General features: G+C 52.2%; 11 protein-coding genes. 2 read left to right on the forward strand and 9 right to left on the reverse strand.

Annotated elements, in window-relative coordinates; translation table 11 throughout:
- Positions 1-477: 477 nt before the first annotated feature.
- The 3 genes from IT781_RS06390 to IT781_RS06400 are packed head-to-tail and all read right to left on the reverse strand — an operon-like array spanning position 478 to position 3,646.
- A complete protein-coding gene (locus tag IT781_RS06390; protein WP_194969311.1) occupies positions 478-1,254 on the reverse strand; it encodes a PP2C family serine/threonine-protein phosphatase in 777 nt (258 codons plus the stop codon).
- Between the two features lie 37 nt (positions 1,255-1,291).
- Positions 1,292-2,890: a serine/threonine-protein kinase gene (locus IT781_RS06395; protein WP_194969312.1), complete on the reverse strand. Its 1,599-nt coding sequence runs from the start codon at positions 2,888-2,890 to the stop codon at positions 1,292-1,294.
- A 54-nt stretch (positions 2,891-2,944) separates the two neighbouring features.
- Positions 2,945-3,646 carry an FHA domain-containing protein gene (locus tag IT781_RS06400; RefSeq protein ID WP_194969313.1) on the reverse strand — a complete coding sequence of 234 codons (702 nt, stop codon included), beginning with the start codon at positions 3,644-3,646 and terminating at the stop codon, positions 2,945-2,947.
- A 370-nt stretch (positions 3,647-4,016) separates the two neighbouring features.
- Here IT781_RS06400 and IT781_RS06405 point away from each other — a divergent pair, with 370 nt between their 5' ends.
- Complete coding sequence (locus tag IT781_RS06405; RefSeq protein WP_194969314.1) at positions 4,017-7,388, forward strand: hypothetical protein; 3,372 nt, start codon at positions 4,017-4,019, stop codon at positions 7,386-7,388.
- 16 nt (positions 7,389-7,404) lie between these two features.
- On the opposite strand, the gene IT781_RS06410 is transcribed toward IT781_RS06405, so the two are convergent.
- The 5 genes from IT781_RS06410 to IT781_RS06430 form a co-directional block, all read right to left on the reverse strand.
- Positions 7,405-8,247, reverse strand: coding sequence for an NAD-dependent epimerase/dehydratase family protein (locus IT781_RS06410; RefSeq protein WP_194969315.1), 843 nt, complete (start codon positions 8,245-8,247; stop codon positions 7,405-7,407).
- Positions 8,248-8,249: 2 nt separating this feature from the next.
- A complete protein-coding gene (locus IT781_RS06415) occupies positions 8,250-9,185 on the reverse strand; it encodes a DUF523 and DUF1722 domain-containing protein (protein ID WP_194969316.1) in 936 nt (311 codons plus the stop codon).
- 78 nt (positions 9,186-9,263) lie between these two features.
- Positions 9,264-9,788 (reverse strand): excalibur calcium-binding domain-containing protein, encoded by a 525-nt coding sequence (locus IT781_RS06420; protein ID WP_228778969.1) that lies wholly within the window; start codon positions 9,786-9,788, stop codon positions 9,264-9,266.
- 54 nt (positions 9,789-9,842) lie between these two features.
- Positions 9,843-10,847: a class 1 fructose-bisphosphatase gene (locus tag IT781_RS06425; RefSeq protein ID WP_194969317.1), complete on the reverse strand. Its 1,005-nt coding sequence runs from the start codon at positions 10,845-10,847 to the stop codon at positions 9,843-9,845.
- Between the two features lie 62 nt (positions 10,848-10,909).
- Positions 10,910-11,257 (reverse strand): phenylpyruvate tautomerase MIF-related protein, encoded by a 348-nt coding sequence (locus IT781_RS06430; RefSeq protein WP_194969318.1) that lies wholly within the window; start codon positions 11,255-11,257, stop codon positions 10,910-10,912.
- Between the two features lie 144 nt (positions 11,258-11,401).
- On the opposite strand from IT781_RS06430, the gene IT781_RS06435 reads away from it, so the two are divergent.
- Positions 11,402-11,848 (forward strand): DUF1499 domain-containing protein, encoded by a 447-nt coding sequence (locus IT781_RS06435; protein WP_194969319.1) that lies wholly within the window; start codon positions 11,402-11,404, stop codon positions 11,846-11,848.
- A 41-nt stretch (positions 11,849-11,889) separates the two neighbouring features.
- Here the strand turns inward: IT781_RS06435 and IT781_RS06440 are convergent, their stop codons facing one another.
- Positions 11,890-12,792 carry a TIGR01777 family oxidoreductase gene (locus IT781_RS06440; RefSeq protein ID WP_194969320.1) on the reverse strand — a complete coding sequence of 301 codons (903 nt, stop codon included), beginning with the start codon at positions 12,790-12,792 and terminating at the stop codon, positions 11,890-11,892.
- Positions 12,793-12,896: the final 104 nt, after the last annotated feature.

Here is a 12,896-nt window from a genome sequence, read left to right on the forward strand (position 1 = left end):
CTAGCGGAACTAGCGGAACTAGCGGAACTAGCGGAACTAGCGGAACTAGCGGAACCAACGGAACCAGCGGAGAATTGGATGGCGCATTCGTATCCGGCAATGGCACGCCTAATATACTTGATGGGGCGGTGAGCGCTACCAAACAGTGTGCATTTCTAGTTCCCACCGCCGGAGTTCATAGTATCTCTGTTCGAGTGACACCTACTCCAGCAAACCAATGGCTGATTGATGACCTTTCTCTAGTGATTGATAGGTGACTCTAAAATCTCGCTAAGTGTGTAGTGATTGCAAGCTAACCTGACAGTCTCCGAGCTTCCAGCGCTGTCTGTCAGGTTAGGTTTTGCTGACATTAGCGCAACCAAAACAGGGCTGGAACGAAGCGGATAAAGCTCTGGTAATTCCGTACAGGAAGTAACGCTTAAAGATCGAATAAAGCATTATTTGAATGTGATGAAGGAAAACAGAAGATTTCTGACCTTAATCCTTTTTAAAAAGGCAGCGCACTTTATGTATAAAACCCGTTTGCGCTTGTTCCCATTGCGCCAATGTAACGCTGATATTATCGCAATGCGGGCCTCCATTCTGTAAAGCCAGGGTTACAAGATGCTCAGGGCCATCCTGATCAAGCGGATGATTCTGAAGAATAGCCGGAATCTGGTCTTTTTCTATAAATTGCCAGAACCCGTCACTGCATAGCAGGAATATATCGCCGCTTTTCAAAGCGTCTGTATGAATATCGGGCTCCGGTTTTTTAGCGCCTCCCAGGCGTTTGTAAAGCTGGTTTTGTAACGATCTGGCCTCACTGCCGCCATCTTCAATGGCGCCCTGATCGATCATCAGCTGAACCAGTGAATGATCCAGCGTTTGATTGATCAGCCGGCCTTGCCTGTAATGGTACAGGCGCGAGTCGCCGATATGAGCCCAATAGGCCTGCCGTTTGTCGATATACAGCAGGACGCAGGTTGTGCCGGGCGCCAAGGTGATATCCGCTTCGAGTTGATTAATTTTTTCATGGGATTGACTGCAGATAGCTTCGAGAAATAATTCGGGATTGCGAATCCTGTTTTTTTTGAAAGCCTGTTCAGCAGTGTCTACGACAATTTGCGCGGCCTGACCGCCTTTGGGAATTCCGCCCATGCCGTCAGCGACAACCATTAAATGCCTTTTTCCATCCCCCGTGTGGAATATGCCTATGCGATCCTGCTGTTCACTGCGTTTGCCTATGTTGATCGCTTGTCCAAATTTCCAGGGCATCAGGGGCTCCTCTTTTTAATGTGTTGTCATACACTGTTTAATCAAATATCGATTTAATCTTTCCAAACAGGCGCTGGGGGGCATCCGTAAAGGCGTTGGTTTTCTTTCTGAGCGCCAGCAATCTGGAGGAGTTAGGGTAAATGGAAAGCCCTCTTTGAATATTTGCCTTGGCAGCGGTGTAATCAAAAGCGTCCAGATTAGACTCGGCCAGATCCGCATAAGCACTGGCGACCTTGAATTTTCCTTGTTGGGCTTCGGCGTTATTGGGGTCCAGAAGCAGGACTTCATGAAAATAATACAAGGCGTTATTTCTGGAGGGCGAAGTCAATCTGTAGGTCTGCAGCGCCTTTGCCGCTTCTGAAAGATACAGATCAATTTTTTCCTGCATGGACGCATACAGGGCTCCGATGCGCGTTATGCCTTGGGTGGCAATACCATTATCAGGGTCTATCTCAAGCACCAGATTGTATGCATCGTATGCCTGTTTCAGGATTGGCATGGATAAGTTCGGCTTGACCAGAAGGGCTTCTGTCTGAGCAAGTAATTGCCGGATTCTGTTCTCGTCCAATAAAGGGGGAGGCGCTTCGGCAGTAGCGCTTTTATTCTGGGCAGTATTGGCTGAAGAGTCCTCAGATGAAGCCGGTTCTATATTTAAATAAAGATAAAAATAGATGGCAGCCGATAGCACGGCGACGCTGGCCACGCCAAGCCATACCAGCTTGTAGGGGTGTTTTGGGGGGGCGCTTGGCTGATTTGCTGAAAGCGGACCTTTAAAGGGCGCTTTGGCTTTTTTGTCGGCAGAAGGCGTGGTCCTGCCGGTTTTCCGGGACAACACACGCCTGGCAACAGGATTTTGGAGCTGTTCAAGAAAGTTGGCCAAATCGCCGGCGGAGTCAAAGCGATCATCCGCATCCTTGGCAATCATCAAATCCAATAATTCCTGATATTGTGCAAGGCGCTTTGGGAGTGGAGGGGCTTCGGTCGTTAAATGCGCGATGATGATTTCAATCGGTGAATCGCCCTGAAACGGTTTTTGACCGGTCAGCATTTCGTAAAGAATAATGCCGAGACTGTAAATATCCGTTCTGGCATCGAGCGGTTTCTGCTCGGCCTGTTCCGGGCTTAGATAATGGGGGCTGCCGATGGCCGAGCCGTCCATGGTCAACGAGGTATCGGACTGTAATTGTTTGGCCACGCCAAAGTCCGTCAGGACAGGCGAGCCATTTTTTCTGAAAAGGATGTTTTCAGGTTTGATATCCCGGTGGATGATGCCTTTTTGGTGGACAAAATCGAGACAGCGCGCGAGCAGTTTTATCAACTGTATGGCTTCATCCGGCGGCAAGCCGGTATTGATGCGCTGCTTGAGGTCTCCGCCCTCAATATACTCCATGGCCAGGAAGCAGCGTCCATCGATCTCTCCCAAGTCATGGATGGTAATAATATTGTGATGATTCAATGAGGCGATGATCTTGCCTTCATTGAAGAAACGCTTGATTTGGGCTTCGGTATCAAATTTTTTCAGAATCTTCAAAGCGACAGGGCGGTCGAGGGATTTCTGCGTCGCCAAAAAAACAGAAGCCATGCCGCCTTCGCCTAAAAGCTTCTGGATCGTGTAGCCGGGAACCTGGATAGTCAATGGTAGCTTTTCACTGTTGAGAAAAAGGATTTGGCGCCTTTAATCAGCGGCTCATCATCTGTTGAGGAAACGAAATTTTGTTCCGCGTATTTCGATATCATCGCCATGCTTGAGTTTTACCCTGGCTTTGACAGTGCTGCCGTTATGGCGGGTTTTTCCACGTTTTTCCGGAACCAGATAATAACCGTCGCTTTGGCGAACGATTTTGGCAGCGACTTTCGGGGCAAACCAGCCACCGATCTGGATATCACAGTCCGAGGATTTTCCGACAGAAAAACGGGTTTTTGACAGCCTGAACGTGCGGCCGGCCATTGCGCCGCTGGCAGCTTCAAGGGAGGCGTTACTGGCCTCCTTGTCTTTTATCAGGCTTTCCAGTCTGGAAACGTCGACCTCCACGGTAGCCGATTGGGTGCTATTGCTTTTTTCATTTGAAGTTCGTGCGTCCGTTTTTTCAACAGATACAGGTAAATCAACCGCGATGAATCTTAGCTTATGTTTGAAAATACTTATTTCATCGCCGTAACTTAATTCTGCCTCCGATATCCGCTCGCCGTTTACATAAACGCCATTTTTGCTTTTGAGGTCATGAATGGTGTATTTGTCACCATTTTTGATGATTTCAGCATGATTGCCCGAGACACCTACGTTGTCGATTACAACATCATTATCCTGATTACGGCCAATTCGAGTGATGAGGGATTTCACCTCATGTTTGGATTTGAGTTCATCGTTAAAGTAAATATTCAGGTAACCCATAGCGAAATCCGTTTAATCAAAAAATATAAATAGCAAAGTATAGGTTAGAAATTATTTTTTTGATGTTCACTGCATATCTAAAATAAATTTAAAGCTAAAGCTAAAGCTAAAGCTAAAGCTAAAGCTAAGGCTAAAGCCGAAAGTTCTCATTAACTGGCTTGGCGATGTAAGCGTTTAATCCCTGAAAACGGTGAATTGGGCGAATTGTCTACTGGTTTAATAATTTCTAAGGCAGAACCAGGTAAGATTGCTTGAAAATGAGGCTTCCCCGCTAGCTCAACAGAATTTAAAGAAGAAGCCGGGCAAACCGGCCGGTTGGTAGCCAATTTCGGAAGTCGGAAAATTTCAACAGCGTCCTTAAGGAATAAAAATGAAATGGCGGCAGTGTGCACGGTTAAGCGCGACAGTGATATTAACCGTGGCTTTCATGATCATGGCGACAAGCCGGCCGGCCCAGGCCGTAGAAGGCGCTCCCATCATCAATAACGGCAGTTTCGAATCTCTCCATGACACCAAACCGGGCGCTGATGGATGGGCGGCAGGATGGAAATTGGACGCAGCCGGGCAGATTCCTTCTGATTGGCAACTAAACCCGGCTTATCCCGGCCAGTTGATGTTTGGCGCCGATGATCCGCATATAGGCTCGCGATTTGCCCGGATAACTGCGTCAGCTCGCGGCGCCGCGCACATTTATCAGCGCTGCCGGGGCCTGCAGGCGGGCAAGTGGTATCGCGTTTCCTTATGGGCCAGAGGCGGTGCGTTCGCCGTACAGACGTACGAATCTTTCCGGGAAAGACAGGCCGAAAGCCAGACGCTTCTGCAGGAACATGCCGGCGCGAAATGGCAGCAGTACACCGTTTTTTATCAGCCAGCCGGGACGGGATATCTTGATTCGGCCTTAGTTATTTCCACCGCTTCGCAATCGGGCGTCGATATCGACGACGTCCGCGTGGAACCTACGGATTTACCGGAACTGCCGACTGATGCGACAGACATGGTTTTTCAGAATGAGGCTGTACAGTTGAGTTTCTCGCCTGCCGGTTTTTTGACTCACTTCATAAGCTTGGATTCCAGCGAAGACTATGCGGCAATCAATGCCAGAAGGCCGATGCTGACTGTCTCACGGGCCGGAATACAGGGAATGCCTGTGACCCGGCTCTCGCGGAAAGGCGATGTCCTGACCGCGCAATTCATCGATCCTCAGATCAAGGTCAGTTTGCGCGTGATTCCTGCGAAGCGGCATCTCACTTTTGAAGTGCTTAGTGACGAGCCGGCGGATCTTGATGGCCTGACCATCGACTTCCCTTTGCGGCGTCTCGAAACCGTCGCGCCGGCTTTCAATGCAACCTACGACAGAGAATTCGGCGCGGCCTTCTTCGGCATTACCGAGAACACGGTCAACCATCCGATGTCGCTGGGCAACTCTGTGCAATTGCTCAGGAGCGAAGCTCAGCACGGCCATGGCATAGCAGGCGCGAAATTTTCCCTTGTGGCGGCGCCCATCGAGGATTTCAAGCCTGCGATCCGGGAAGCCGAACGCGCGGCGGGATTGCCGTCCCCTGAGCTGGGTGGAAATTGGGCGCGCGATTCGGAATCAGTGCAAAAATCCTATCTGTTTGCTACCGACGCGTCGGAAGCCAATATCGATGCGCTGATCGACCATGCCAAACTGGGAGGCTTCGGCACCCTTGTTTTTTTGAAAAACAATTGGTTGGATAGCCACGGCCATTACCAGATCAACACCGACAATTTTCCGCACGGTCTCGAGGGAGTGAGAGCGGCGGTGGCGAAGATTCATGCGGCCGGGCTTGAAGCCGGAGTGCATGTGTTTGGCCCCTCGATCTCGCCGAACGATTTCTACATCACGCCAAAGCCGGATGGTCGCCTGGCGGCGGTTCCTGTCCCGGATCTTGCCGAGGCGCTCGATGCGAAAGCCTCCGCCATCACGCTGGTGGCTGAACCCAGGTTGCCGCCGATAGATTCTCGCCGCAAGGAGTTTCCGGGCCAGTACCTGAGAATAGGCGATGAGATCATTCGCTATGAGGCCGCGGAGCCGGGTCCTCCGTTCCGGTATATTCGTTGTGTGCGCGGTGCATTGGGCACCAGGGCAGAGGCTCATCCTGCCGGATCGGCTGTAAAAAGGCTTCTTACAATGTGGGGCTATTTTCTCGTGGACCCTGATAGCTCGCTCGTTGATGAACTTACCCAAAACTTCGCCGATGTCTTTAACAGTGCGGATTTCGATATGCTGTATATTGACGCCAGCGACGGTATCATCGATGACTATATCGACAGCTGGTATTACCTCAATCGCATGCATCTTGCTTATTACCGTAAATTCAGGAAGGACGTGCTCTATCAGACCAGCAACGGCGTCGGTACGGATTTGCGCTGGCATATCGTGCCGCGGTCCGCTTCGGCAGACGGCCACGGCGACATCAAAGGCTACCTCGATGAGCGATGGCCCGGGATTCTGCGTATGGATGCGAACTTTACCCGCCCCGATATCGGCTGGTATTACTGGTTCAAGGATATCCGGCCGGATCAGCTCGAATATGTCGCCGCCAAAGCGCTGGCAGTGGATGGATCGATTTCGCTGGAGACGTCGCGCGCGGCGCTGGAAAGTCAGACGCAGTCGCGGCAGATGATGGATACGCTTCGAAAGTGGGAGCAGTACCGGCGTGCCCAACCTGTTTCGCAGGAGATAAAAGCCAAGCTGAGAGAGCCGCAGAAGGATTTTAAACTGTTCAGCGATGCTGACGGCGACTGGCAGATCTATCGCGCTTTGTATGAGCCGGTGAGATATGTGGATGTGCTGGACGGCAAGCAGAATACGTGGATTATTCGCAACGATACGGCGAGCGAGCGCCAGCTTGGTGTGGAGATCATTGCCGGCAGGAGGCCTGGAGCGCCGGCTGCCTATAATGCACCGGAAGCCTTCATGATCGAAAGTTTTGACAATGCAGCCGACTTCCAGATGAGCGATCGCAATCAATACGAGAAACATGTTGTCCGCGCGGATAAGGTTTTGTCATTCAACGGGCCTGTGCGCGATGGCGTGCGGCAGAGTTTCGGGGCAACCAGGAGCGAGATAGAGGTCGGCGGGAGCGCTTTGCTTTATACCGCAGCAAACAATGGCAAGTATGGCGGATGGTCGGCGATCGGCCGCCGGTTCGACAAGCCTTTGAATCTATCGGGACATAATGCATTGGGCGTCTGGGTCATGGGGGATGCCAAATACGAGCAGCTTCATATCCAGCTCAGAGACTCAAAAGGGCGCAGCGCCGATTTTCAAGCCGCTATTGACTTCATAGGATGGCATCTGTTGACCTTTCCCTTCCCAGCCGACAGTCAGTTCGATTGGACGAATGCGGAGTATCTGCTGTTTTATTTCGATGCCATGCCGGCCAAGACGACGGTCAGCGTCGCGCTCGACGGTTTGCGTGCATTCCGGACGCCTGCGTCAGTTCCTTCGCTTGACCGGCCCATCATCACGGTCAACGGAGAAAGCATGGTCTTTCCTGAATCGCTGGCGGCGGGGCAGGCGCTGACTTCGGAAGGGCTTGGCGAAACGATTCATTGGCCTGGCGGCATGGCGCCGGGAAAGAAAGTCGAATTCTCCAGTCTGCGGCTTAAACTGAAGCCGGGCAAAAATACGGTGACATTTTCTGCCGCGAAACCGGAGGCTTTTCCCGGCGATATCCGCGTTCTGCTTTACCAGATTTGGCCGATGGAGCAGTAAGTGCAGGCCGGGTTTGTCAGCCCGGCCTGCCTTTATCAGTCAGCTCCGCATAACCCTTTTTGTAGTCAGGATAGCGAAATTGATACCCCAAATCTTTCAATCGCCGGTTGCTGCAACGCTTGTTCATCGCAGCATCTTGGTCGACCGCTTTGGCGGCAGGCGGTGCGCAATGCATGCGTTCGGCCAGCCATGAAATCACATCCCATAAAGGAGCGGGATCATCGTCGCTGGCAAGATAGCAGTTTTCCAGTTTGCGGCCTTTTAGCCGCTGCTCGAGCAGAAAGTCCAGTACGCCGACACAGTCCAGATGATGAATGCGGTTAGTGAAATAGGGCGGTTCTTTTTGAATGGCGGGGGATTGCGCGGCCATTCTTAATAGCGACTCGCGGCCGGGGCCGTAAATGCCGGAAAAGCGTACGATGATGTTATCTGGATTGAGTTCAATCAGCTGCTTTTCTGCCTGCCGGATTAACTGGTTCGTGACTGCTTCGGGTTCGGCCGGCGAATCTTCATCGACCCATTCGCCTTGTGATTGCGCGTAAACCCCGGTTGACGAGACGAAAATCCACGGGCACTGGGGCAGTTTAGCCAGCAGATGATGCAGGCCGGCCTCATAAATGGCGCGATAGTCTGACTCAGTGCGCTCATCGGGCGTAACGATGAAAAACAGCTGGTCGAAATTTGTATCCAGCGCATCAAGTCCTATGTCTGATGCGATGTCGGCAGCCACATAGCGGATTTGGCTGTCATGGGCTGGCGGATGGCGCTTAAGCCCCGTTACCTGATGGCCTTTATCGGACAGTACATGAGCCAGGCGCGTGCCCAGACCGCCGCAGCCGACAATCAATATGTTCGCCATGATTACAGCAGACTGGTCAGCCGCAATTCCTGAGGATAGGGCGACATATAATAGGATTCGTCAATATAAGGATCGGGCGCTTTGCGGAAGTGGTGCTTCAGCAGCGTCAAAGGTACAATCAGTGGTACTTCGCCCTGGCGGTAACGCTCAATGATCTCGCATAGCTCGGCCTTGTCATCGGCGCTTAATTCTTTTTTCAGATAGCCCTGGATGTGCTGAAGGACATTGACGTGATTGCCGCGGCTGGCGACTTTTCTGAGCATCTTCATCAGCAAAAGGATATATTGACCGGCAAATTGTTCGATATTGTCCGGGGTTGCGCCGGCCGCTAACTGGCCCAACTCCTGGTAGTCGCCATGACTCATGATGATCAGCTTATGCCGGGCATGAAAACGGGTCAGATTGCGTACCGTCAGCCCTTCCTCCAGCATTGATTTCCAGCGGTGCAGCACATAGACGCGCTGAATGAAATTCTCGCGCAGGCCAGGATCGCCCAGCCGGCCTTCTTCTTCGACCGGCAGCAGCGGGTTGTTGCGCATCATGACCTCGGCGTAAATCCCGACACCGTCCCGCCTGGGTATGTTATCGGTATAAACCTTGACGCGTTCCATGCCGCAACTCGGCGAATCCTTTTTCAGGATATAGCCGCATAAATCGGCAAATTGCGCTTTCAGACGTTCGGCATGGCTGCGTAGCCGTTCCGTCACATCGATTTCAGGGTTTTTGACGCCGATGCAGCGCACCTCGCCATTGAGTCTGACCAGGTGGATGGTCGGACGCGGTATGCCGAGGCCGATTTCAACTTCCGGGCAGAATGGCCGGAAATCGAAATATTCGCCGAGCGTGCCAGTGATATAGGCATCGTGCTTGTGGCTGCCGTCATAACGGACATGCTGGCCAAGCAAGCAACTGCTGATGCCGATGGGGATTTTTTTCATAATGAAGCAATTGAGCAAGGCTGATTGAAGTGCGGCGCTAATCTCGCTGAGGACATTGGAAATGCCGGATCTGCCAATTTAGCGCCTGCGATGATGAGTTGCGATCTTACGTCTGCCGTTATCACTGTCATTATATGTCCCATTATCGTGTTCAGTATTGTCGTTGCACCATTGTTTTTCACACGGGATGCCATTGTTGTCACCGTCCGTTTGCTGGTTTGGGCAGTTTTTCAGAAAAAAAGTTGCTTCTTCGCACGAAGTCATTTGCGAGCAGCGGTCTCTGCCGTCACAGTTGAATTCAGTCTCTTCTGATGGCCCGCCGTCGTCTTGACCGGTTACAACAGTGGCTTTAGGCGGCAGTTCTTTCTCAGGTTCATTTGACTTAGGCGAGGCGCCAATGGCGTTCAAGCGAGCATCTTCCTGCGGCGAGGTTCTGGTTTTCAGCTTCATGGTCCAGTCCGAGTCTTTGTCGACCGAAAATTGCTGCGCGTCCTGGGCGCACTTCGAACTGGAATAGACTGTTTTGCCGTCTACGATACATTTATAGGCGGCAGTGACATTTAGGCTGAATAGAGACAACGCAATTGTCGGTAATAACTTCATTTTTCTTATTTTGTTAGAGTGATAGAGGACGAGTCCCCCGGGTATGATTATTTTTCAGCCTTGCCGGTGATAATCCACAATCCGCTCAACCTCGTTTTTTGATCCTAAAATCACGGGCACGCGTTGATGCAGAGAGGCCGGCTTGATGTCGAGTATGCGCTCTTGTCCGGTAGAGCAGGCGCCGCCGGCCTGTTCGATAATAAAGCCGACCGGATTGGCTTCGTACATCAGGCGCAGTTTGCCGGGCTTGGAGGGATCGCGGGAATCCAGCGGATACAGGAACACGCCGCCGCGCGTCAGAATCCGGTAGACTTCGGCGACCAGCGATGCAACCCAGCGCATGTTGAAGTCTTTTCCGCGCGGACCTTCCTCGCCCTTCAGGCACTCATCGATATAGCGCTGCACGGGGGCTTCCCAGAAACGCTGATTGGATATGTTGATGGCGAATTCGCCGGTGTCATCCGGAATGGTCATGTTCGGGTGCGTCAGGATGAACTCGCCGATATCCTGGTCGAGCGTGAAGCCGTTGACGCCGTGCCCGGTCGTCAGGACCATCATCGTTGACGGACCGTAGAGCACGAAACCGGCGCATACCTGATCGCTGCCTTTCTGCAGAAAATCCTCCAGTGTCGGATCGATGCCTTCGCGGCAGCGCAGTATCGAGAAAATGGTGCCGACGGTCAGATTGACGTCAATGTTTGAAGAGCCGTCCAGCGGATCGAACAACGCCAGGTATTTGCCTTTGGGGTACTGGCTCGGGATCTTGATGATGTCATCGACTTCTTCCGATGCCATGCCGGACAGATGCCCGGTCCAGTTCAGGGCGTTGACCATAATATCGTTGGTGATGATGTCCAGTTTCTTTTGCACCTCGCCTTGGACATTCTCGGATTCGGCGCTGCCCAGCACACCGATCAGGTCGCCCCGGTTGACGAGATGCGATATTTTCTTGCATGCGGTCACGATATCGTTGAGCAGCAATGTGAACGTGCCCGATACGCCCGGCAACTCGCGCTGCTGTTCGATGAGAAATTGGGTCAGAGTAATGCGATTAGCCATGTTTGATATCTCCGTTTAACGTGTTTATTACGTTTGGAAAGCGGCTGGACCGGATCGTTTAACTAGCCGAAAGTCGAGCCATTCCAGCCCCAATACTCGGCCGGGCAGTTGCTGAACTCGATATAGACGCGGTCGGCCGGGATTTGCAACGCATCGTTCAGCAGTCGGCTCAGTGAAGACGAGATGGCCTTGGCCTGCGCCGTGGTCAGGCCGATGCTTTTACATTCGGCATAAGCCAGCGGTTGATTGTTGCCGGCGAAGAGCATGGCCTTGCCGCCTTCGATTTGCACCATGACATAGCGTTCCGGCTTGCCGGTCTGTTGCGCCATCAGTTTTGACAATTGCTCCAGTAATTGCGGCGATTGTTCATCAGAGAGGGATTCGGTGGTGCTTAGTTTTAAATAAGGCATAGCTTTAACTCCGTATAAGAATGCGTTTTGACTGGGATTAAAGTTTATAGCAAAAAGCCGATTAGTGAAGATGATTCGCGATTTGCCTGGTTTCCGTGTCTTATAAATGAGATGCTCTTTTACTCACTTGTGACAGGCGAACCGATGACCATCAAATCTCTTTTATATACGGGTTTTATTACGATGACTTTAATGACTGCCAACCCTACCAATGCATCCGAAAAAAAACTGGCCCCATGCCCGGGTACTCCGAACTGTGTTTCGAGCCAGGCTGCGGACGCGGATAAGGAGCATTTTATTGCCCCATTTAAAATAATCGGCAAGGCAGAAGATGCCTGGAAAGCACTCAAGCAGGCGCTTGTCAGCCAAAGCCGCACCGTTATTACCGAAGAAACGGAGGATACGCTGCACGCGGAGGCGACCAGCCTGGTTTTCCGTTTTGTCGATGATGTCGATGCCCTACTCGATGCTGAGACCGGACTGATTCATATCCGTTCCGCCTCGCGCGTCGGTTACAGCGATCTGGGCGTCAACCGCAGACGCATGGAAAAGTTGCGGCTTGCGTTGCAGAAGGCTGGCGTTATTGAATGAATGCTGAAGATGCTTTCATATTCCCGGTGTTTCCTGCAGCTTCAGGCCTTCAATAGTGCGTGCTTCACTGCTGAAACCAGATCCGGGTATTGAAATTCGAAATCCTGCGCCAACAGCCGTTCGGGCATGACGCGCTGACTGCCTAACACCAGCTCCGACATCTCGCCGAGCATGGTTTTTAACAACCAATCCGGAACCGGAAGCAGGGCGGGGCGGTTTAAACAGTAAGCCAGCGTTTGCGTAAACTCGCGATTGGTGACCGGATTGGGGGCGGTTGCATTATAAGCGCCTTGCATGGAAGCATTGTTGATCATAGCCTGGACAATCGCTATCCAGTCCTCGCGATGTATCCAGGACATCCATTGCCGGCCGCTGCCCAGGCGGCCGCCCAGCCCTAAACGGAACGGCAGCAACATGCGCTTCAGCAAACCGCCATCTTCGGCGATGACCAGACCTGTTCTGATCAGACAGACTCTGATCCCAAACTGCCCGGCTTTCCGGGCTGCCTGTTCCCAATCGGCGCAAAGCTGGTGCGAAAAGTCCGGATGCGGCGCCGATTGCTCCGTTAAAACAGTATCCCCTTGATCGCCATAATAGCCGACAGCCGAACCGCTGATCAGCAGATCCGGCTTGATGGCCATGCGTCCGATGGCGTCAACCAGTTGTTCGGTCAGGTTGATGCGGCTGTCCCGGAGCAGTTTTTTTCTGGCGTCGGTCCAGCGGGCGTCAAAAATGGGTTCGCCGGCCAGGTTGATGATGACCTGATAGGCGTCTTCGGCTTTAAGCTGCTCAAGATTGCCTAGCGCGCTTACGCCGGGGCCGCAGATTGCGGCGACTTTGTCGGGATTGCGGCTTAAAACGGTAACGGCATGGCCTTGGCGGGTCAGATGCTGAGTCAATGCATGGCCGATAAAGCCGGTTCCGCCTGTAATCAATGCTTTCATGGTTCGGACCTCATTGCGTTTTTCCTGATAGAGTCAATAAAGTCGGATAAGTTGTTTGTTCTTTTTCTTAAAGTTAAGTTGCGCCTGTTGTTACAAAGTGCCCA

Origin of the sequence: Methylobacter sp. BlB1, from assembly GCF_015476545.1 — a bacterium.
Taxonomy (GTDB): domain Bacteria; phylum Pseudomonadota; class Gammaproteobacteria; order Methylococcales; family Methylomonadaceae; genus Methylobacter.